20 protein-coding genes are annotated in these 21,648 nt (G+C 65.3%); 9 read left to right on the top strand and 11 right to left on the bottom strand.

The window, feature by feature from the left end; genetic code table 11:
• Nucleotides 1-51: 51 nt before the first annotated feature.
• The 7 genes from ACLV74_RS20995 (at nt 52) to ACLV74_RS20965 (ending at nt 5,641) form a co-directional block, all read left to right on the top strand.
• Nucleotides 52-1,071: an ABC transporter substrate-binding protein gene (locus tag ACLV74_RS20995; protein ID WP_411881358.1), complete on the top strand. Its 1,020-nt coding sequence runs from the start codon at nt 52-54 to the stop codon at nt 1,069-1,071.
• A gap of 2 nt (nt 1,072-1,073) precedes the next feature.
• The gene (locus ACLV74_RS20990; protein WP_411881357.1) at nt 1,074-1,907 is read left to right on the top strand and encodes an ABC transporter permease; all 834 of its coding nucleotides are present in this window, start codon (nt 1,074-1,076) and stop codon (nt 1,905-1,907) included.
• 169 nt (nt 1,908-2,076) lie between these two features.
• Entirely contained in the window at nt 2,077-2,898 is an 822-nt protein-coding gene (locus tag ACLV74_RS20985) for an ABC transporter ATP-binding protein (protein WP_411881356.1), read from the top strand.
• A gap of 4 nt (nt 2,899-2,902) precedes the next feature.
• Entirely contained in the window at nt 2,903-3,112 is a 210-nt protein-coding gene (locus ACLV74_RS20980) for an AtzG-like protein (protein WP_411881355.1), read from the top strand.
• A complete protein-coding gene (locus tag ACLV74_RS20975) occupies nt 3,109-4,545 on the top strand; it encodes an AtzE family amidohydrolase (RefSeq protein WP_411881354.1) in 1,437 nt (478 codons plus the stop codon). The genes ACLV74_RS20980 and ACLV74_RS20975 overlap by 4 nt, the downstream gene beginning before the upstream one ends.
• Entirely contained in the window at nt 4,542-4,922 is a 381-nt protein-coding gene (gene hpxZ, locus ACLV74_RS20970; protein ID WP_411881353.1) for an oxalurate catabolism protein HpxZ, read from the top strand. The genes ACLV74_RS20975 and hpxZ overlap by 4 nt, the downstream gene beginning before the upstream one ends.
• Nucleotides 4,919-5,641 carry a GntR family transcriptional regulator gene (locus ACLV74_RS20965; protein ID WP_411881352.1) on the top strand — a complete coding sequence of 241 codons (723 nt, stop codon included), beginning with the start codon at nt 4,919-4,921 and terminating at the stop codon, nt 5,639-5,641. The genes hpxZ and ACLV74_RS20965 overlap by 4 nt, the downstream gene beginning before the upstream one ends.
• Nucleotides 5,642-5,676: 35 nt before the next feature.
• On the opposite strand, the gene ACLV74_RS20960 is transcribed toward ACLV74_RS20965, so the two are convergent.
• From ACLV74_RS20960 to ACLV74_RS20915, 10 genes are all read right to left on the bottom strand, one after another.
• Nucleotides 5,677-6,606: a dihydrodipicolinate synthase family protein gene (locus ACLV74_RS20960; RefSeq protein WP_411881351.1), complete on the bottom strand. Its 930-nt coding sequence runs from the start codon at nt 6,604-6,606 to the stop codon at nt 5,677-5,679.
• Between the two features lie 81 nt (nt 6,607-6,687).
• Complete coding sequence (locus ACLV74_RS20955) at nt 6,688-8,424, bottom strand: IlvD/Edd family dehydratase (protein WP_411881350.1); 1,737 nt, start codon at nt 8,422-8,424, stop codon at nt 6,688-6,690.
• A gap of 21 nt (nt 8,425-8,445) precedes the next feature.
• Nucleotides 8,446-9,486 carry a galactofuranose ABC transporter, permease protein YjfF gene (gene yjfF, locus ACLV74_RS20950; RefSeq protein ID WP_411881349.1) on the bottom strand — a complete coding sequence of 347 codons (1,041 nt, stop codon included), beginning with the start codon at nt 9,484-9,486 and terminating at the stop codon, nt 8,446-8,448.
• Nucleotides 9,483-10,532, bottom strand: coding sequence for an ABC transporter permease (locus ACLV74_RS20945; protein ID WP_411881348.1), 1,050 nt, complete (start codon nt 10,530-10,532; stop codon nt 9,483-9,485). Before ACLV74_RS20945 ends, yjfF begins: the two co-directional genes overlap by 4 nt.
• Complete coding sequence (locus ACLV74_RS20940; RefSeq protein ID WP_411881347.1) at nt 10,525-12,051, bottom strand: sugar ABC transporter ATP-binding protein; 1,527 nt, start codon at nt 12,049-12,051, stop codon at nt 10,525-10,527. The genes ACLV74_RS20945 and ACLV74_RS20940 overlap by 8 nt, the downstream gene beginning before the upstream one ends.
• A complete protein-coding gene (gene mmsB / locus ACLV74_RS20935; protein ID WP_411881346.1) occupies nt 12,048-13,277 on the bottom strand; it encodes a multiple monosaccharide ABC transporter permease in 1,230 nt (409 codons plus the stop codon). Before mmsB ends, ACLV74_RS20940 begins: the two co-directional genes overlap by 4 nt.
• Nucleotide 13,278: 1 nt before the next feature.
• Nucleotides 13,279-14,850, bottom strand: a complete 1,572-nt coding sequence (gene mmsA / locus ACLV74_RS20930; protein WP_411881378.1) for a multiple monosaccharide ABC transporter ATP-binding protein — start codon at nt 14,848-14,850, stop codon at nt 13,279-13,281.
• Between the two features lie 58 nt (nt 14,851-14,908).
• Nucleotides 14,909-15,979, bottom strand: a complete 1,071-nt coding sequence (chvE, locus tag ACLV74_RS20925; RefSeq protein ID WP_411881345.1) for a multiple monosaccharide ABC transporter substrate-binding protein — start codon at nt 15,977-15,979, stop codon at nt 14,909-14,911.
• Between the two features lie 64 nt (nt 15,980-16,043).
• Nucleotides 16,044-17,009: an ABC transporter substrate-binding protein gene (locus ACLV74_RS20920; protein WP_411881377.1), complete on the bottom strand. Its 966-nt coding sequence runs from the start codon at nt 17,007-17,009 to the stop codon at nt 16,044-16,046.
• A gap of 66 nt (nt 17,010-17,075) precedes the next feature.
• Nucleotides 17,076-18,527, bottom strand: coding sequence for an aldehyde dehydrogenase family protein (locus ACLV74_RS20915; RefSeq protein WP_411881344.1), 1,452 nt, complete (start codon nt 18,525-18,527; stop codon nt 17,076-17,078).
• Nucleotides 18,528-18,632: 105 nt separating this feature from the next.
• On the opposite strand from ACLV74_RS20915, the gene ACLV74_RS20910 reads away from it, so the two are divergent.
• On the top strand, nt 18,633-19,592 hold the full coding sequence (locus tag ACLV74_RS20910) for a LysR family transcriptional regulator (protein WP_411881343.1): 960 nt from the start codon (nt 18,633-18,635) through the stop codon (nt 19,590-19,592).
• A gap of 192 nt (nt 19,593-19,784) precedes the next feature.
• Here the strand turns inward: ACLV74_RS20910 and ACLV74_RS20905 are convergent, their stop codons facing one another.
• Nucleotides 19,785-20,597 (bottom strand): SDR family NAD(P)-dependent oxidoreductase, encoded by an 813-nt coding sequence (locus ACLV74_RS20905; RefSeq protein WP_411881342.1) that lies wholly within the window; start codon nt 20,595-20,597, stop codon nt 19,785-19,787.
• Between the two features lie 127 nt (nt 20,598-20,724).
• On the opposite strand from ACLV74_RS20905, the gene ACLV74_RS20900 reads away from it, so the two are divergent.
• On the top strand, nt 20,725-21,645 hold the full coding sequence (locus tag ACLV74_RS20900; protein ID WP_411881341.1) for an SMP-30/gluconolactonase/LRE family protein: 921 nt from the start codon (nt 20,725-20,727) through the stop codon (nt 21,643-21,645).
• The last annotated feature ends 3 nt before the right edge of the window (nt 21,646-21,648 follow it).

Below are 21,648 nucleotides of genomic sequence, written 5' to 3'. Positions count from 1 at the left end.
ACGTCCCGCTCACTTTCATCCACCGCTTATCCATCACTGCAGGAGCATTCCATGAAGCCCGTTCCCACACCGACATCCGCCACTTCCGGCCCGGCACGCCGCTCGCTGATCAAGGCCACGGCCGCAGGCGCGGCGCTGGGGCTGCTGGGCATGCCCGCCCTCCTGCGCGCGCAGACCGGGCCGAAAATCCGCATCGGCTACTGGCCCATCGCGGCCGGCCTGCCCTTTTATTCTGCGATCGAGCTGGGCTACTTCAAGGAAGCCGGCCTGGACGTGGAGGCGCTCAAATTCGCCGGTGCGCAGCAGGTGATGGAGGCGGTACTCTCGGGCCGCGCCGACGGCACCGCCAACGGCACCGGTTCGGCCAACATCGCCATCGGCGAGATCGCCCAGCCCGGCACCTTCAAGATCTTTTGCTCCAACCCCAGCAACGTGAAGAACGTGCTCGACGAGGTCATCGTGCCGGCGGCCAGCCCCGCCAAGGTGATGGCCGACCTGAAAGGCAAACGCGTCGGCTCCGGCCCCGGCATCCAGAACGTCACGCTGGCCAAGACCGTGCTGGAGCGCGGCGGCGCCACCGGCGCAACGGTCGTCGAGTTGCCCATAGGCCAGCATGTGGCCGCGCTCGCCGCCGGCCAGATCGACGGCGCTTACACACTGGAGCCCACCGGCACCATAGGCCGCATGAACGGCACCACGCGCGTGCTCGAAGCCGGCGTGATTGCGCGCTACGTGCTGGGCGACCCGATGGCGCCATGGTTCGGCGGTTCGGCCTCGCTGTCCTCGGACTTCATCAAGAAGAACCCCGACGCCGCGAAAAAATTCGTCGCCGCCTACGGCAAGGGCGTGGCGTACGTGCGCAGCAAGTCGGTCGAGGCGCGCCAGTACCTCAAGGGCTACACCGCCATCGAAGGCCCGCTCACCGGCGAGGTGCCGCTGGCCGCCTACACCATGTACAACGAGTTCACCCCGGCCGACGTGGCGCACTTCCAGAAGTTCTTCGACCTGTTCTCCGAAAAAGGCATCTTCAGCTCGCGCCTGATCGTGGACACCATGCTCTACAAGGGCTGAACATGGAAACCCCCTCCGCAACAGCCGCACCCGCCAAGCCCTGGACGCCGCCGGCCGCGCCGGCGGCCGCCGTGCAGCGCAAGCCGGCGCTGGACAAGGCCCTGCCCTTCATCGGCCCGGTGGTGCTCTTCATCATCTGGGACCTGGCGGTGCGACTGGGCTTCATCAAGGCCATCCTGCTGCCGCCGCCCATCGACGCGCTGGGCGCGCTGCTCAGCGGCCTGGCCGGCGGGCCGCTGCTCAAGGACTTTGCGGTCACCGTGTGGCGCACCGTGCAGGCCTTCCTGATCGCCGCGGCTGTCGGTATGCCGCTGGGCGTGCTGCTGGGCAGCAATGAAAAGGCCTACCGCAGCGTGGAGTTCCTGATCGACTTCTTCCGCTCCACGCCGTCCTCGGCGCTGATCCCGCTGTTCCTGATGATTTTCGGCGTGTCGGACATCAACAAGGTGGCGATTGCCGCCTTCGGCGCGCTGCTGATCGTGGTCTTCAACAGCGCCTACGGCGTGATCAACGCGCGCAAGCAGCGCGTGATGGCGGCCAAAGTCATGGGCGCCTCGCGCTGGCAGGTCTTCAAGGACGTGCTGATCTGGGAAAGCCTGCAGCCGAGTTTTGTCGGCCTGCGTTCGGCGGTGTCCATGGCGCTGGTCATCGTGATCGTCGCCGAAATGTTCATAGGCGCCGACACCGGCCTGGGCAACCGCATCATCAATTCGCAGCAGGTCATGAATGTGAAGGACATGTACGCGTCCATCCTGGCTGCAGGCGCGCTGGGATATGCACTCAACATTCTTTTCCTGGTGCTTGAGCGCCGCATCGTGCATTGGAGTGGAAGATAAATGGCCCCCACGCTTTTCACTTCGAGCCTGCGGCGCGCTGCCCCTTTCTCCACGTATGGGGCCGCTGCGCCTGCGGCCCGGCAAAGCCGGTTCCGCGGCCCCTGCTTGACGGTGGGAGGCCCGTGGTCGCTCACTGCTCTGTTTGCCGATGGACCCACCGGAGTACGACATGTCCGCTGTAATTAACGCCCCCGTATTCGCCGACGTCCCGGTGCGCGAGTTCCAGCCCGGCCCGGCCGGCACGCACATCACCATACGCGGCCTGACCAAGTACTTCGCCGGCTGGCCGCTGTATGAAGACTTCAACCTGGACATCCCCAAGCACAAGATCGTCTCGGTGTTCGGGCCCAACGGCTGCGGCAAGTCCACGCTGATCAACATGATTGCGGGCCTGATCCCCATAGACGCGGGCGAGATCCTGTTCGACGGCAAGTCTCTCAAGGACACCAAGATCGGCTACGTCTTCCAGAACTACCGCGAGGCCATGTTCCCGTGGATGCGCACCATCGACAACATCGCCTACCCGCTCAAGCTCGAAGGCAAATCCAAGGCCGAGGTCGACAGGCGCATGGCCGAGCTTGTGGCGTCGTTCGACGTGAAGTTCGACCTGAACCGCTACCCCTATGAACTCTCGGGCGGGCAGCAGCAGACGGCCTCCATCATGCGGGCGCTGGCGCCGAATCCCGAGGTGCTGTTCCTGGACGAGCCGTTCTCCGCGCTGGACTTCGAGATGACGCTGTTCATCCGCGAAAAGCTGCAGGAGGTCTTCATGCAGACCGGCACCACCATGCTGCTGGTCTCGCACGACCTGGAAGAGGCCGTCTACCTGGCCGACCAGGTGCTGCTGCTGACCAAGCGCCCGACGCGCGTGGCGGAAATCCTGCCCTACGGCGATGCACGGCCGCGCACGGTGGAGACGCTGTCCGAGGCCAGCTTCATACGCACCAAAAAACTGAGCCTGGAAATCTTCCAGCGCGAAGTCAGGCGCTGACCGCATGACGCCCGCCCAAACTGAAGCCTATGTCGATGCCGCCGCGGCGGCGCTGGATTTGCCGCTGAGCCCGCAGCACCGGCCCGGCGTGCTGCAGTTCTTCGCGCTGGCGGCCGGCTTTGCCGCGCAGCTGCAGGCCGTGCCGCTACAGGCGCATGACGACCCGGCGCCGGTGTTTGTGCCTGTCGAGCCTTCCGCCGGGGCCGCCGCATGAGCGGCGCCGCTGAATGCCTGCGCGGCGACGCCACCGCCATGGCCCGGGCCGTGCGCACGCGCGAGGTCAGCGCCGGCGCACTGGTCGAAGCCAGCCTGGCGCATATCAGCGCCACCAACGGCCGCGTCAACGCGTTCACCGAAGTCACGGCCTCGCGGGCGCGGCAACGCGCGGCCTTGCTGGACAACCAGCTCGCGGGCGATGCACCCGGCCTCGCTGCGCAACCCTTGCTGGGCGTGCCCTTCGCCGTGAAGAACCTGTTCGACATCGAAGGCCTGGCCACGCTGGCGGGTTCCGCCATCGAGCGTGAGCGGGCGCCCGCCACCGCCGACGCGCTGCTGGTGCAGCGACTCGAAGCGGCCGGCGCGGTGCTGGTGGGCGCGCTCAACATGGACGAATACGCCTACGGCTTCACCACCGAAAACAGCCATGCCGGCCCGGTGCGCAACCCGCACGACCTCACGCGCATTGCCGGCGGCTCCTCGGGCGGCTCGGGCGCCGCGGTGGCCGCGGGCCAGGTGCCGCTGGCGCTGGGTTCGGACACCAACGGCTCCATCCGCGTGCCGGCCTCGCTGTGCGGCGTGTTCGGCCTCAAGCCCACCTTCGGGCGCCTGCCGCGCACCGGCAGCTACCCCTTTATTTCCGGCCTGGACCACCTGGGGCCGTTTGCGCGGTCCGTGCGCGACCTGGCCCTGTCGTACGACCTCATGCAGGGGCCCGAAAGCGGCGGCCGCCGCGACCCCGGCTGCGCGCAACGCGGCGCCGACCCGGTGTTGCCGTCACTGGCGCAAGGCATGGACGGCCTGCGCGTAGGCGTGCTGGGCGGCTACTTCCAGGACCATGCGCAGGCCGAGGCCTGGGCCGCCGTGCAGCGCGTGGCCCAGGCGCTGCACGCGCGCGAAACGGTGGAGCTGCCCATGGTCGAGGCCGGCCGCGCCGCCGCCTTCCTGATCACCAACGCCGAGGGCGGGGCCTTGCACATCGATGATTTGCGTCGCCGCGCCGCTGACTTTGAACCCTTGTCGCGCGACCGCTTCCTGGCCGGCGCCCTGCTGCCGGCCGCCTGGATAGACCGCGCCCAGCGCGTACGCCGCCTGTATGCGCAGGCCGTGGCTGGGCTGTTCGAACATTTCGACGTGCTGCTGGCCGCCGCCACTCCCTGCGCCGCCACGCCCATAGGCACCGAGTGGCTGGCGCTGAACGGCAAACGCCTGCCGCTGCGCCCCAGCATGGGCCTGCTGACCCAGCCCTTTTCCTGCATAGGCCTGCCGGTCTGCGCGGTGCCGGTGTGGCCCGATGAGGGCCTGCCGATAGGCGTGCAAGTGATCACGGCGCCCTGGCGCGAAGACCGCGCGCTGCGCGTGGCGGCGGTACTGGAGGCCGCCGGCATCGCCCGCGCGCCGCTGGCTTCGCTGACAATCGGGGAATCATGACCCACGCCATCAACCTGCCCGACGTTCATGCCGAAGTGGCGGCGGTGTTTGCCCGTTATGAAAAAGCGCTGGTCAGCAACAACGTGGAGGTGCTCGACGAGTTGTTCTGGAACAGCGAACACACGCTGCGCTACGGCGCCACCGAGAACCTCCACGGCTACGACGCGATACGCGCCTTCCGCGCCGGCCGGCCGTCGCAGGGGCTGGCCCGCACCCTGATGAACACCGTGATCACCACCTACGGCCGAGACTTCGCCACGGCGAACACCGAATTCGCGCGCGCCGGCAGCGACAAAACCGGGCGCCAGAGCCAGACCTGGCTGCGCACGCCGCACGGCTGGCGCGTGGTGGCCGCCCACGTGAGCCTGCTGGCATGAGCGGCGCACCCGCACTGCCGGTTTCCGGCGCCGCCTTCCATTCGCGCGCCGACGAGGCCTATGCCGAACTCAAGCGCGACATCGCCGAGTTCAAGCTGGTGCCGGGCGACCGCTTCACCGAAACCGAAATCAGCGAGCGCCTGGGCGTCTCGCGCACGCCGGTGCGCCAGGCGCTGTTCCGCCTGCAGCAGGAAGGCTTCGTCGAGGTGCTGTTTCGCAGCGGCTGGCGCGTGCTGCCCTTTGACTTCGACAAGTTCGAGCAGCTCTACGACCTGCGCATGGTGCTGGAAACCACGGCCGTGCAGCGCCTGTGCGCCGGCAGCCAGGCGGTGGACACGGCGCTGCTCGCTGAACTGAACGCCATCTGGCTGGTGCCGCCGGCCCAGCGCAGCACCGACCACGTGCAGGTGGCCCAGTGGGACGAGGCGTTTCATTGCGCGCTGGTGGCGGCCGCCGGCAATGCCGAGATGGCCCGCGTTCACCGCGACGTGACCGACCGCATCCGCATCATCCGCCGGCTCGACTTCATCAAGCAGCCGCGCGTCGACGCGACCTACGAGGAACACGCCAAGATCCTCAAGGCGGTGCAGGCCAAGCGCGGCGACCAGGCCGCCATGCTGCTGCGCGCCCACATCGAAACCAGCCAGGCCGAGGTGCGCAAGATCACGCTGCACCAGGTGCACCTGGCGCGCCAGGCCGGCGCCACAACGCCGCGTTGAAAGCCTCGTAGACCCGTAACCGGCAGTCTGGGGCGCTAGCGCCCCCAGCGCAGCACCAGCGGGTCCAGCCGCCTGGCGGTCGCCAGCAGGCCGGCGCGCGTGTCCGGATGCATGGACGGGAAAGGATGGCGCGGCGCCTCGCAGGCAATCACGCCGCCCTCCTTCATCAAGGCCTTGGCGGCCAGCAGGCCGGCCTGGCGGTTTTCGTAATTGATCAAGGGCAGCCACTGCTGGTAAAGCGCGTAAGCCTTGTCGTGATCACCCTCGCGGTGCGCCTCGATGATGGGGCGTATGCCGTCCGGGTAGCCGCCGCCGGTCATGGAACCGGTCGCGCCGGCATCGAGGTCGGGCAGCAGGGTGATGGCTTCCTCGCCGTCCCACGGTCCTTCCACCGCGTCGCCGCCCAGGCGGATGATTTCGCGCAGCTTGGCCGCCGCGCCGGCGGTTTCGATCTTGAAATAGGCGACGTGCTCGATCTCGCGGGCCATGCGCGCGAGAAAGCAGGCCGAAAGCACCGTGCCGCTGGCCGGCGCGTCCTGGATCATGATGGGGATGTCCACCGCATCCGACAGGGATGCATAAAAATCGTAGATCTGCGGTTCGCTGACGCGAAAGGTGGCGCCGTGGTACGGCGGCATGACCATCAGCATGGCCGCGCCCATGTCCTGCGCGCGGCGGCTGCGTTCGGCGCAGACCCTGGTGCCGTAATGCGTGGTGGTCACGATCACCGGCACACGCCCTGCCACGTGTTCAAGAATGGTGCGGGTCAGGGTTTCGCGCTCCTCGTCCGACAGCACGAACTGCTCGGAGAAGTTGGCCAGGATGCAAACGCCGTCGGAGCCGGCGGCTATCATGAAATCGATGCAGCGCTTCTGGCTTTCCAGGTCCAGCTCGCCGGCCTCGGTGAAGGTGGTGGGGGCAACGGGGAAGATGCCGCGGTAGCGCGGCCGGCGGGAGGTGGTCATGTGTGCGGCTCTGTTGGAGGATGCTTTACCGGTGTAGAGGTTCAGAGGTTCAGAGGTTCAGAGGTTCACTGCCTGGAGGGTTCAGTGCGAGTGGCGGGGAACTTCGGCGCCGCGGCAGCCGACGAGAAAATCAAAATCGCAGCCCTCGTCGGCTTGCAGCACGTGGTCCACATACAGGCGCTGGTAGCCGCCCCGCATGCCCGCGGGTGTTTTTCCCTCCAGGCTTGCGAGGCGTTCAGCCAGTTCGGCATCGCTGATGTCCAGGTGCAGGCGGCCGCCCTCACAATCGAGTTCGATCCAGTCACCGTCGCGCACGGCGGCCAGCGGTCCGCCGGCCGCGGCTTCAGGCGCCACGTGCAGCACCACGGTGCCGTAAGCGGTGCCGCTCATGCGGGCATCCGAGATACGCACCATGTCCTTGATACCCTGGCGCAACAGCTTGGGCGGCAGGCCCATGTTGCCGACCTCGGCCATGCCGGGGTAGCCCTTGGGGCCGCAGTTTTTCATGACCATGACGCAGCTGGCATCGATGTCCAGGTCTTCGTCGACGATGCGTTCCTTGTAGTGCTCCAGGTTCTCGAACACCACCGCGCGGCCGCGGTGCTTGAGCAGTTCGGGCGAGGCGGCGGAGGGCTTGAGCACCGCGCCGCGCGGCGCCAGGTTGCCGCGCAGGATGCAGATGCCGCCGTCGGCGATCAGCGGATTGTCGAGCGGGCGTATCACCTCGTCGTTGTACTGCGGGGCCTCGCGCACGTTGTCCCAGAGCGACCGGCCGTTGGCGGTGAGCGCACCAGGGTGCGGCAGCAGGCCGTTTTCGCCCAGGCGGCGCAGCACGGCGGGCAGGCCGCCGGCGTAGTAAAACTCTTCCATCAGGAAACGGCCGGAAGGCTGCAGGTCGACGATGGTGGGCGTGTTGCGGCCAATACGCGTCCAGTCCTCCAGGTCCAGCTGCACACCCATGCGGCCGGCAATGGCCTTGAGGTGGATCACCGCATTGGTGGAGCCGCCAATGGCGGCATTGACGCGAATGGCGTTTTCGAAGGCTTCGCGCGTGAGGATTTTCGACAGCGTGAGGCCTTCGCGTGCCATCTCGACGGCACGCGCGCCCGACATCTGCGCCAGCACATAACGCCGCGCATCCACCGCCGGAATCGCCGCGTTGTGCGGCAAGGAAGTGCCCAGCGCCTCGGCCATGCAGGCCATGGTGGAGGCCGTGCCCATGGTGTTGCAGGTGCCGGCGGAGCGCGACATGCCGCCCTCGGCGGCCAGGAACTGGTGCAGCTGGATTTCACCGGCCTTCAACGACTCGTGCAGTTGCCACACCGCCGTGCCCGAGCCGATGTTTTTCCCCTCGAGCTTGCCGTTGAGCATGGGCCCGCCGGTCACCACGATGGCCGGGATGTCGCAGCTGGCCGCGCCCATGAGCAGCGCGGGCGTGGTCTTGTCGCAACCGGTGAGCAGCACCACGGCGTCAATGGGGTTGCCGCGGATCGCCTCTTCCACGTCCATGCTGGCGAGGTTGCGCGTGAGCATGGCGGTGGGCCGCAGGTTGGACTCGCCGTTGGAGAACACCGGGAATTCCACCGGGAAACCGCCGGCTTCGGAGATGCCGCGCTTGACATGCTCGGCGATTTTGCGGAAGTGGGCGTTGCAGGGCGTGAGTTCCGACCAGGTGTTGCAGATGCCGATGATGGGCCGGCCGTCGAACTCATGGTCGGGAATGCCCTGGTTCTTCATCCAGCTGCGGTACATGAAACCGTTTTTGTCGGCCGAACCGAACCATTCGGTGGAGCGCAATTTTCGCGTGGAGTTTGTCATGGGAAAGTCTGGTGAATGAATTCAGGAAGATCTGGGGGCGCGCTTTGCCAGCAGCCTCTGCAGCAGGCAAAAAACAAACAACAGCACGCCGACGACAATGCGCGTCCACCAGGAACTCAGGCTGCCGTCAAAAGAGATCAGGGTCTGGATGATCCCGAGCATCAACACCCCGAACAGGGTGCCGGCCACGTAACCCACGCCGCCGCTGAGCAGCGTGCCGCCTATGACCACGGCGGCGATGGCGTCAAGCTCCATGCCGGTGGCGTGCAAGCCGTAACCCGAGAGCATGTAGAAGGTGAACACCACCCCGGCCAGCGCCGAACAAAATCCCGAAAGCGTGTAGACCGCCACCAGCGTGCGGCGCACCGGCAAGCCCATCAGCAGGGTCGACTGCTCGTTGCCGCCGACCGCATAGACGGCGCGGCCGAAAGGCGTGCAGTGCGCGATGAACACCGCGGCGAGCAGCACCACGACGGCGATCACGGCGCCGACGGACAGCGAGGCGTCTTCCCATAAGGGAATGCGCAGCTGCGAGATTTCCGAATAAAAATCGTTGGTGATGCTGATGGAATCGACGCTGATGAGGTAGCACAGGCCGCGCGCGAGAAACATCCCGGCCAGCGTCACGATGAAGGGCTGCAGGCGAAAGCGCTCAATCAGCAATCCCATAAAGGCGCCGAAAGCCGTGCCCATGAGCAGCACCAGCGGAATCACCGCGGCCGGGCTCCAGCCGTGGTGCTCCACCAGCGCGGCCGACACCATGGTGGTCAGCGCCACCACGGACCCAACCGACAGGTCGATGCCGCCCGACAGAATGACGAATGTCATGCCCACCGCAACGATGATCAGGAAGGCGTTGTCCACCAGCAGGTTGAGAAAAACCTGCGCCGAGAAAAAACCGCTGTAAAGCACCGAGCCCAGCGCCGCCATGGCGACGAAGAGCGAGATGGTGGCCGCCAGCGGCAGGTATTTCGGATTGAAGCGCGGGCCCGGCACTGCCGCTGCAGCTGCCGCCGGCGCAGGTGCGGCTGATCCGAGAGGCCTGGCCAGCGTCCGGTTCATGGCCGCATCCCTCGGGCGGCCGGCCGCCGCATCCAGATGCCGACCTCGGCCCGGAACTCAGCCGACTGCATCAACATCACGGCAAACACCACCACGGCCTTGACGACCAGGTTGATCTCGGGCGGCACGCCCAGCGAATAGATGGCATACGTCAGGGCCTGGATGATCAGCGCGCCTATGGCGCTGCCCACCAGGCTGAAGCGACCACCCGTGAGCGCCGTGCCGCCCAGTGTGACCGCCAGGATCGCGTCCAGCTCCAGCAACTGGCCCGCGTTGTTGCCGTCGGCGCTTTTGACGTTGGAGCTGATCAGCAAGCCCGCCATGCCCGCACACACACCACAGAAGGCGTAGACCGCAACGATCAGGCGCCGGGCCTGCACACCGGCGACGCGCGCCGCGGCCGGGTTGATGCCGACCGCCTGGATGAACAGCCCGAGGGCGGTTCGCGTCACCGCCAGGTACAACAGGGCGAACACCCCCGCCACGATGAACAGCGAAAACGGCAGGCCCAGCAGGTAACCGCTGCCGAGGAAGAAAAACGGCGCGTAGTAAATCGTGATGATCTGCCCGCCGGTGATCAGTTGCGCGATGCCGCGGCCGGCCACCATGAGGATCAGCGTGGCGATGATCGGCTGCATCCCCACCTTCGCAACCAGCAGACCGTTCCACAGCCCGCACAGCAACGCGATACCCAGCGCCGCAAGAATCGCCAGCGGCATGGGAAAGCGGCTCACGCTTCCCGCCACCGACCCGCCAATCATCCACGCGGCCAGCGCCGCCGCGATGGCCACCACCGCCCCCACGGAAATGTCGATGCCGCGAGTGGCGATGACCATCGTCATGCCCAGCGACACCAGCACCAGCGGCGCGGCGCGGTTGAGGATGTCGATCAGGCTGCCGTACAGATGGCCGTCGCGCCACTCGATGTGCAGGAAGCTGGCATTAAAAACCGTATTCACGGCCAGCAGCAGGACCAGCGTGATGACCGGCCAGGCCAGGCGGTGCCGTAGCCAGAGGGTCCAAAAAGAGGAAGCTGCTTCAGACATGTTCAGCCGCAATCAACTCGTAGACGGCGTCTTCGCTGCTGCCGGCGGGCAACTCCCCCACCTTGCGCCGGTCCCGCAGCACCACGATGCGGTGCGCCACGCGCACCACCTCGCTCATTTCGGAAGAGATGAAAATCACGGCCATGCCGGCCTGGGCCAGGCGCAGGATCTGCGCCATGATTTCCTGTTTCGCGGCCACGTCGATGCCGCGCGTAGGCTCGTCCAGGATCAGCAGGCGCGGCTCGGTCGCGAGCCAGCGCGCGATCATGGCCTTTTGCTGGTTGCCGCCCGACAGCAGGCCTATGGGGGTGTCCACACTCGGGGTCTTGATGTCCAGCGCCCGGACAAAACGTTCGGCCAATGCGGCCTGTTCGGCACGCGACAGGGAACGCCGCATGCCCATGCGGGCCTGCAGCGCCAGCGCGATGTTTTCCCGCACCGACAGCTCGGCCACGACGCCGTCGGTCTTGCGCTCCTCGGGGCATAGCGCCAGGCCATGCCGGATCGCGTCGCCGGGGCTGGAGAAAGCGACCGTTTCACCGTTGACCTTGAGCACGCCGCGATCCGGTTTCTCCAGGCCGAACAGCAGGCGCGCCAGTTCCGTGCGGCCCGCGCCCAGCAGCCCGGCCAGGCCCACGACCTCGCCGGCGCGCACGCGCAAGTCCACGGCCTGCAACTGGCCGGCCTGGCCCAGGCCCTCGGCTTGCACAAGCGCCGGCACCGCATCGTCAAAGATCGGGGACACCGCGACGCCGGCGGATTGCGCGGCCGGCTCCCGGCCCAGCATGGCCGCGATCAGCGCCTGGGGGCCGAGTTCGCCGGCAGGCCACTCGCCGACCCAGGTGCCGTTGCGCAGCACGGTGATGCGGTCCGACACCGCGTACACCTGGTTCAGGAAGTGGGTGACAAAAACAATGGCCAGCCCCTCATCGCGCAGGCGGCGCAACACGCCAAAGAGTTTTTGCACCTCGTCGTCGTCCAGGCTGGAGGTCGGCTCGTCGAGGATCAGCACTTTTGACTCGATGCCGATGGCGCGCGCGATGGCCACCAGTTGCTGCACGGCGACCGGGTAGCTGGACAGCAGGCGCGTGACGTCGACGTCCAGGCCCAGGCGCGCGACCAGTTCGCGCGCGCGGCGCTCCAATGCGGCCCAGTCGATGCGAAACCCCTGCGCAATTCCGCATCGCGGATAGCGGCCCGCGAAGATGTTCTCCGCCACCGAGAGGTTGGGACAAAGATTGACTTCCTGGTAGACCGTGCTGATGCCCAGGCGCTGCGCGGCCAGGGGGGAGTCCGGCCACACAGGTTTCCCGTCCAGTTGCATACGGCCGCCGCTGGCTTCCAGCACGCCGGTCAGGACCTTGATGAGCGTGGACTTGCCGGCGCCGTTTTGCCCCATCAAGGCATGGATTTCACCGGGGTACAGGCGCAAATGCACGTCGTGCAAGGCCGGAATGCCCGCAAACTGTTTATGGATGCCCGCGAGTTCCAGCACGGGCGCGGCGCCGGCGGGATTCATGCCTTGTTCTTGTTGTAGACGTCGACAAACACGGCGGCCAGCAACACCACGCCCTTGATGACCTGCTGGTAATCGATGCCTATGCCCAGGATGGACATGCCGTTGTTCATCACGCCCATCACGAACGCGCCTATCACCGCGCCCATGACCTTGCCGACGCCGCCCGAGGCCGAAGCCCCGCCTATGAAGCAGGCGGCGATGACGTCGAGCTCAAAGCCCAGGCCGGCCTTGGGCGTGGCGGTATTCAGCCGCGCGGCGAACACCAGGCCCGCCAGCGCGGCCAGCACGCCCATGTTCACGAAGGTGTAGAAGGCCAGGCGCTCGGTCTTGATGCCCGAGAGTTTGGCGGCTTTTTCGTTGCCGCCCAGCGCATAGACGCGCCGGCCTATGGTGGTGCGGCCGGTGACGAAATGGAACAGGAAGATCAGCAGGGCCATCACGATCAACACATTGGGCAGGCCCCTGTACGACGCCAGCAGATAGCTGAAATAGATCAGGAGCGCCGAGAACGCCGCCGTTTTGACAAAGAAAAAAGTGGCGGGCTCGGCCTGGATGCCGTGCCTGAGCTGCTTGGCGCGCGCGCGTATGCCCGCCACGGCAAGCGCGGCAGCCAGCACCACGCCCAGCAGCAGCGATGTCATGCGCAGGCCATCGCCTCCGAACAGGTCGGGCATGAAACCCGAACTCAGCATCTGGAACGAATCGGGGAAGGGGCCGACCGACTGGCCCTGCAGCAGGGCCAGCGCCAGCCCCTTGAACACCAGCATGCCCGCCAGCGTGACGATAAAGGACGGAATGCGGAAGAAGGCGACAAACCATCCCTGGATGCCGCCTATCAGCGCGCCGCAGACCAGGCACACCAACGAGGCCGGCACGAAATGCCAGCCGTACTCCACCATCAGCACGGCGGCCAGCGCGCCTATGAAGCCGCACACCGAGCCCACCGACAGGTCGATATGGCCCGCCACGATCACCATCAGCATGCCCAGCGCCATGATGACGATGTAGCTGTTCTGCAGGACCAGGTTGGTGAGGTTGAGGGGCTGCATGAGCGTGCCCTCGGTCATGTACTGGAAGAAGGCCATGATGGCCACCAGCGTGATCAGCATGCCGTACTCGCGGAAGTTGTGCTTCAGGTAGTCGAGCGGCGATTTGTCGCTTGCGGCGGCGGGTTTTGCCGCGAGCGGGTTGGCGTTGGCGGCGGCGTTGGAGGACTCGTTGTTCATTTCAGCTTGCTTTCATGATCGCGCGCATGATCTTTTCCTGGGAGGCCTGGGTCGTCGGCATCTCGGCGATGAAGCAGCCTTCGTTCATGACGTAGATGCGGTCCGTCATGCCCAGCAGTTCAGGCATTTCCGAGGAGATGACGATGATGCATTTCCCTTCGGCCGCAAGCTGGGCGATCAAGGTGTAGATCTCGTACTTGGCGCCCACGTCGATGCCGCGCGTGGGCTCATCGAGGATGAGCACTTCGGGGTTGGTGAACAGCCATTTCCCCAGCACCACTTTTTGCTGGTTTCCGCCCGAGAGGTTGAGGACTTTCTGGCCGACGCCGGAGCAGCGGATGCGGAGTTTTTCCCGGTAACGCTGCGCGGCCTGGTATTCGCGGCCGGTGTCGATGACGGAGGCGGTCGAAACAGCCTTGAGGTTGGCCAGCGAAACGTTGAACTGGATGTCTTCGCCAAGGACCAGGCCGTTGCCCTTGCGGTCTTCGGTCACATAGGCCAGGCCGTGGCGAACGGCCTTCTCCACGGTGCCAACGTCGACGGGCCGGCCGTTCAGCAGGACCTGGCCGCTGATACGACGCCCCCATGAGCGGCCGAAGATGCTCATGGCGAGTTCGGTTCGCCCCGCGCCCATCAGCCCGGCAATGCCGACGATTTCACCGCGCCGCACCTGCAGGTTGACGTCCTTGATGAACTGCCTGTCGGTATGCAACGGGTGGTAGACGTTCCAGTCGCGCACTTCAAAGACGGTTTCGCCGATGTCCGGCTGGCGCGGCGGGTAGCGGTCGGCCATCTCGCGGCCGACCATGCCTCGGATGACTCGGTCCTCGCTGATGGCGTCGGCGCGGCAGTCCAGGGTTTCCACGGTGCTGCCGTCGCGCAGGATGGTGATGGCGTCCGCCACGCGTGAAATTTCGTTGAGTTTGTGCGAGATGAGAATGCAGGTGATGCCCTGGCCCTTGAGTTCCAGCAGCAGGTCCAGCAGCGCCTGGCTGTCGCTTTCGTTGAGGCTGGCCGTGGGTTCGTCGAGAATGAGCAGCTTGACCTGCCTGGACAGGGCCTTGGCGATTTCCACCAGTTGCTGCTTGCCCACGCCGATGTCCGTGACCAGCGTGACGGGCGATTCCTTGAGGCCTACTTTTTTCAGCAAGGCCTGCGTCTTGCTGTGCGCTGCCATCCAGTCGATCACGCCGTGTTGCGCGGTCTCGTTGCCGAGGAAAATGTTTTCGGCAATGGACAGCAGCGGCACCAGCGCCAGCTCCTGGTGGATGATGATGACGCCCAGCCGTTCGCTGTCGTGGATGCCGAGAAACCGGCGCTCCTGCCCTTCATAAACAATCGCGCCGTCGTAGGAGCCGTGCGGGTAGACGCCGGAGAGCACCTTCATCAAGGTCGACTTGCCGGCGCCGTTTTCACCGACGATGGCATGGATCTCCCCGGCGCGCACGCGCAGGTTGACCTTGTTCAGCGCAACCACCCCGGGGAAGGTCTTGCGGATGTCGCGCATCTCCAGAATCGTTTCCAATGCCTGTCCTTTGGTACAAAAATCGCTCCAGGGGTGACCGGCACCCATGGGCGTAAACAGTCCCGCGCCCTCCGGCACGAGACCGTCGCTCAAGCTTCAAGCAGGTTTATTTGATCTGCGACTCTTTGTAGTAACCGCTGCCGATCAGAACCTGGTTCCAGTTGGATGCATCCACGGCCACCGGCTTGAGCAGGTAGGAGGGCACCACCTTCACGCCGTTGTTGTAGGTCTTGGTGTCATTGATCTCGGGCTGCTTGCCGGAGAGGGTGGCGTCCACCATGTTGGCCGTCACCTTTGCCAGCTCGCGCGTGTCCTTGAAGACGGTCGAGTATTGCTCGCCTTTCAGGATGGACTTCACCGAAGGAATTTCGGCGTCCTGCCCGCTGACCACCGGGCAAGGCTGCTGCGCCGTGCAGTAGCCGACGCCTTTGAGCGAGGACAGAATGCCGATCGACAGGCCGTCATAAGGCGACAGGACCGCGTGGACTTTTTCCTTGCCATAGTAGGCCGAGAGCAGGTTGTCCATGCGTGCCTGCGCGACCGCACCGTCCCAGCGCAAGGTTCCGACCTTGTTCATGCCCAGCTGCTTGCTGCGCACCACCAGTTTGCCGCTGTCGATGTAGGGCTTGAGCACGCTCATGGCGCCGTCGTAAAAGAAGAAGGCGTTGTTGTCGTCGGGCGATCCGCCGAAAAGTTCGATGTTGAAAGGACCCTTGCCCTGCTTCAGGCCCAGCTTGTCGACGATGGAGGTGGCTTGCAGCACGCCGACCTGGAAGTTGTCGAAGGTGGCGTAGTAGTCGACGTTTTTCGAACCCTTGATCAGGCGGTCATAGGCGATGACCTTGACACCCTTGTCGGCCGCATTCTGCAATGCCTTGGACAGCGTGGTGCCGTCGATGGAGGCGATCACCAGGACCTTCGCGCCCTTGGTGATCATGTTCTCGATCTGGGCGAGCTGGTTCGGGATGTCGTCGTCGGCGTATTGCAGGTCGGTCTTGTAGCCGCGCTCCTTGAGCACCTTGACCATGTTGTCGCCGTCGGCGATCCAGCGGGCCGAGGATTTGGTCGGCATCGAGATGCCGATGCTGCCCTTGTCCTGCGCGTGCGCAAGCGGCGCGATACCCACGGCGCCCAGGGCCAGGCCGGCCAGCAAAGTCTTCAGGAAAATGCGTTTCATGAATTGTCTCCTTGTGTGTTATTGAATAATTCTTCCAGTATCCGTGCGCTGTTGCGCGCACCCATCAGTACTTACGCTTGGGGAACTCCTTGGCCGCCACCTCCATCGGGAAAATTCCTTCTTCGGTAACGATACGTTTCTGAACCGGCTTGCCGGCCTTGATGTCCTTGACCGCCGCCATCAGTTGCGGCCCGAGCAAAGGGCTGCACTCCACCGACACATTGAGCTTGCCGGCCATCATGGCTTCAAAAGCGCCTTTGACCGCGTCGACTGAAATGATGGTGATGTCCTTGGCCGGTTTCAGGCCCGCCTCTTCGATGGCCTGGATCGCGCCTATGGCCATGTCGTCGTTGTGCGCATAGAGCACATTGATCTTTTTGCCTTCGGCCTTGAGGAAGGCCTCCATCACCTCCTTGCCCTTGGCCCGGGTGAAGTCGCCCGTCTGCGAGCGGATGATCTTGAACTTCGGGTCGGCCTTGATGATTTCTTCAAACCCTTTTTTGCGATCTATCGCCGGTGCGGAGCCCACGGTTCCCTGCAGTTCCACGATGTTGACCGGGCCGCTGCTGCCCTTCATTTTTTCGACCAGCCATCGGCCCGCCTTGCGGCCCTCCTCCACGAAGTCGGAGCCCATGAACGAAACGTAGAGCGAGGTGTCCTTGACGTTGACGGAGCGATCGGTCAGGACCACCGGAATCTTCGCGGCCTTGGCCTCGCGCAAAACGGTTTCCCAACCCGACTCGACCACGGGCGAGAACGCGATCACGTCCACTTTTTGCGCAATGAAGGAGCGGATCGCCTTGATCTGGTTTTCCTGCTTTTGCTGCGCATCCGAAAACTTGAGTTCGATGCCGGCGTCCTTGGCGGCCGATTTGATGGACTCGGTATTGGCGGTGCGCCACTCGCTCTCCGCGCCCACCTGGCTAAAGCCCAGCACAATGGGTTTTTGCGCCCATGCCGACAGCGGCAGCAGCCCGGCAAGGGGCGCGCAGGCAAGCGCTGCGGCGAGGGAACGGCGATGGATCTTCATCATGTTGTCTCCTTGGTTGAAATGAAACGGATGGCTCTGCGGTGATCTCCCGTGATTTCCAGTGATTCAGGCCAGCACATAGCCGGTCTTGACGGTGGTGTAAAACTCCGCGGCGTAGCGGCCCTGCTCGCGCGGGCCGTAACTCGACCCCTTGCGCCCGCCGAAGGGCACGTGGAAGTCGACGCCCGCCGTGGGCAGGTTCACCATGGTCATGCCGACTTCGGCGTGGCGCTTGAAATGCATGGCGTGCTTGAGGGAGCTTGTGCAGATGCCCGCGCACAGTCCGAAAGGCGTGTCGTTGGCCAGGGCCAGCGCGTGGTCGAAATCATCGGCCTGCAGCACGCACGCCACGGGCCCGAAGATTTCTTCGCGCGCGATGCGGTGCTCAGGCCGGGCCAGGAACAGCGCCGGGTTCATGTAATGCCCGGGTGTGGGGCGTTCGAGCAATTCACCGCCCCAGACATGCTCGGCGCCCTCGCCGCGCCCTATGTCCAGGTAGGCCTGGTTCTGCTCAAGCTGGCCCTGGTCAACCACGGGCCCTATTTCAATGCCTTGTTCGAGCGCGTGGCCCACCTTGAGCGCGGCGATGCGGTGGCGCAGCCGGGCAACGAACGCGTCGTGTACCGGCGCCTCCACGATGAGGCGGCTTGACGCGGTGCAGCGCTGGCCGGTCGAAAAGTACGAGCCCTGCACCGCGCATTCGACGGCCTGGTCGAGATCGGCATCGGCCAGCACCACCAGCGGATTTTTTCCGCCCATTTCAAGCTGCACCTTGGCGCGGCGCGCGGCAGCGGACTGGAGAATGCGTTCGCCCGTTGCCACCGAGCCTGTAAAGCTCAGCGCATGGACCAGGGGATGGTCGACCAGCGTTTGCCCGACTTCCCGGCCGCTGCCCATGACCAGGTTGAACACGCCCGCGGGCAAGCCGCAGCGGCTGATGATTTCGGCCAGGGCCCAACCGCAGGTGGTGGCCAGTTCGGCCGGTTTGAAGACCACCGTATTGCCATAGGCCAATGCAGGTGCGATCTTCCAGGCCGGGATCGCCAGCGGGAAATTCCACGGCGCGATGATTCCCACCACGCCCACGGGCTCACGCGTCACGTCAACCTGGATGCCGGGCCGGACGGACGCCATGGTCTCTCCCTGGACGCGCAGCGCTTCCCCCGCGAAAAACTTGAAGATCTGGCCGGCCCGCGCCGCTTCGCCCACGCCTTCGGGCAGCGTCTTTCCCTCTTCCCGCGCCAGCAGCATGCCCAGCTCATCCTTGCGCGCCAGGATCTCACTGCCTATCTGGTCGAGCACATCGGCGCGGCGCTGCGGGGTGCTGTGGCGCCAGTGCGGCAAAGCCTCGGAGGCTGCCCGGATGGCGAGTTCGGTCTGGTTGCGGTCGGCGCGCGCGTACTCGCTCACCACCTGCCGGGTGTCGGAGGGATTGCGGCTGATGCCCGTGGTGGTGCCGGTTTCCCAGCGCCCATTGATGTAGTGCCGGGCGCTTTGCTGCAGTTCGCCGAATTTCATGACTGCCTCGTTTTTCATCCTGCCGCAGTCTATGATTCATTTTGATATCGATCTAATCGTTTTTTTGACAAAGTAGATATCGTTCTACACATTCTGGAAAACCCGATGAGTACTTATAACCACTGGTTCATACGCGCGCGGCTCAAAACGCGGCAATTACTGCTACTCGTGGCGCTCGCGGAAGAAGGCAACATCCATCGCGCGGCGCAAGTCCTCAGCATGACGCAGCCGGCCGCGTCCAAACTGCTCAAGGACCTGGAAGATGTGCTGGAGGTTCCGCTGTTCGAGCGCCTTCCGCGCGGGATGCGGCCGACCTGGTATGGCGAGACCATGATCCGCCACGCGCGCATGGCGCTGGCCAGCCTGAACCAGGCGCACGACGAACTCACCGCACTCAAGACCGGGCACTTCGGCCACGTCGGCATAGGCGCGATCACGTCGCCGGGACTGGCCCTGCTGCCGTCCGCGGTCGCCGTGGTCAAACAGGAGCACCCGAGCCTGCGCATCTCGCTGGACATCGAAACCAGCCCGGTGCTGCTGGAGCGGCTGGAGCAGGGCAGGCTGGACATCCTGGTGGCGCGCCTTTTTGCCGAGCACGACAAGACGAACCTGCGCTACGAGCCCCTGGTCGAGGAACCGGTGTGCGCCATGGCCAGGCCCGGGCATCCGCTGCTGGGCGTGTCGGGCCTCACCTTGCGCGACGTGGTGGCGGCCGCCTGGATCGTGCCGCCCTCGGGCAGTGTGCTGCGGCACCGGTTCGAGCTGATGTTCCAGGAAGACGGGCTCGCGCCGCCGATCAACGTGGTCGAGTCTTCAGCACTGCTTTTCATCACGCGCATGCTGCAGCAAAGCGACATGGTGGCGGTGGTCGCGGCCGACGTGGCGCGGTATTACGCGGCGCACGGCATCGTCTCGGTGCTGCCGCTGGACATGCCCTGCCACATGGATGCCTTCGGCATCATCACCCGCACCGACCGGCTGCCCTCGCCCGCCGCCAAGGTCATGATGAAGGCGCTGAAGACGGTGAGCTTCACGCTGTATGGACGCAAGTTGGAAGCGGACTAAAAAACGGCGCGGCTCAGGCCAGAGACACCGCGGAACCGGCTTTGCCGGGCCGCCAGTGTGCCTTGCAGGCCGCATCAGCGTCAGAGTCGCTGACTCTTCGTACCGTCCAAGCCTGCGCAGGCAGGCTTGGAGCCGCGGTCCTCAGCCCCCTTGAGGGTGGGGGCGCCGAAGGCGCTTCGGGGGAGGTTCATGCTAAACCCAGCCGGCATCCACCGTGAACTCCTGCGCGGTGCACATGGCGGCGTCATCGGATGCCAGGAACAGCACCATGCGCGCGATGTCGTGCGGCAGCAGCTTGTCGGGCAGGCACTGGTTGCGCTCCAGCTCTTTCTCGCCTTCGGCATTCAGCCAGAGCTTGATCTGCCGCTCGGTCATGACCCAGCCCGGCGATACGGTGTTGATGCGGATGCGGTCGCGGCCCAGCGTTTTTGCGAGCCCGCGCGTCAGGCCGTTCACCGAGGACTTGGCGATGGCGTAGCACGGGTAGCCGGAGCCCTTGCCCTGCCAGCCGGTGGAACCCAGGTTGATGATGGAGCCGGCGCCCAGCCGCTGCATGCCGGGCACCACCGACTGGATCGCAAAAAAAGCCGGCCGCTCGTTGATCGCGATGCGGTCGTCGTAATAGGCGGGCGTCACGGACTCCAGGCTGTGGCGGTCATCGCTGGCCACGTTGTTGACCAGCACTGAAAAATCGCCCACGACACTCGCTGCCTCGGCCATCGCGGCTTGCAGCGCGGCCACGTCCCGCACGTCGCAGGCGCGCCACCACGGGCGGGCGTGCCCCGCATCGGCGAGTTGCTGCGCGAGCGCTTCACTGGCCTCTTTCGCGACATCAATGAAGGCAACGCGTGCGCCCTGCTGCGCAAACGCCGTCACGATGGCCGCGCCTATGCCGCTGCCCCCGCCGGTGACAAACACCGTCCGGTTCTTCAGGCTGGGAAAGACGGCCAATGTGTCAGTGGCGGGAGCGGCCCGCATGGGGCTGGAGCTTGAAGTGTTTGTCATTGCAATTTATGTATCAAGAATATTGAAATAAGAAGTTTTCAACATCACTATGCATTGATATCATCCACCGCGTCAAGGGCAAGAGCCTGCGGTGCCCATGCACCCGGCGCACAACACGGGGACATGAGTGACATCGATTCTCGACACCCGCGCGGCCACGCCGGCGCCCGGCCTGGCGCATTGCGTTCACCCGGCCGGGGCGCTGTTGGGTGAGGGCACCTTGTGGTCGCCGCGCGAGCAGGTTTTGTATTGGGTGGACATCCTGGGGCGCCGCCTGCACCGCTTCCGCCCAGCCACCGGCGCGCGCAGCAGCTGGGCTTTTGACGAAGAAATTTCCACGCTGGCCGAACGGGCGAATGCACCCGGCCTGATCGTGACCCTGCGGCGCGGCTTTGCGCTGTTTGACCCCGGAGCGGACGCCGCGCCGCGTTACCTGCATCGGCCGGAAGCCGGCTTGCCGGGCAACCGCTTCAATGACGGCAAGTGTGATGCGCAAGGCCGTTTCTGGGCGGGAACCATGGACTTTGACTGCGTGGCCCCCAGCGGCGCGCTGTACCGTTATGACCCCGACGGCCGCTGCACGCGCCATGACGAAGGTTTTGCGGTGACCAACGGCCCCACCTGGTCGGCCGACGGGCGCACCCTGTATTTCAACGACACCATCAACAGCCGCATCTATGCCTATGACTTCGAAGCAGGGGCCGGCACACTGTCAAACAAGCGGCTCTGGCTGGCCTTTGCGCCCGGCGACGGCGTGCCCGACGGCATGACCACGGACGCCGCAGGCCGCCTGTGGATTTCCCACTGGGGCGGCGCCTGCGTCAGTTGCCACGACCCGGTCACCGCACGTGAACTGTGCCGCGTGCCCTTGCCCACCAGCCATGTGACCAACTGCGCCTTTGGCGGGGCGGACATGCGAACGCTTTTTATCAGCACCGCGCGAACCGGGCTCACGCCGGAACAGCTCGCCGGCCAGCCGCTGGCCGGCGGACTGTTCGCGGTGGCCATGGACAGCCCCGGCCTGCCTGCTGGTTTGTTCGGCGGCTGATGC

This window comes from Polaromonas sp. YR568 (genome assembly GCF_943369415.1).
In the GTDB taxonomy this organism is placed as follows: Bacteria; Pseudomonadota; Gammaproteobacteria; order Burkholderiales; family Burkholderiaceae_C; genus Polaromonas.
The sequence above is the reverse complement of the archived record's forward strand: the minus strand, read 5'-3'. Positions and strand labels throughout refer to the sequence as shown.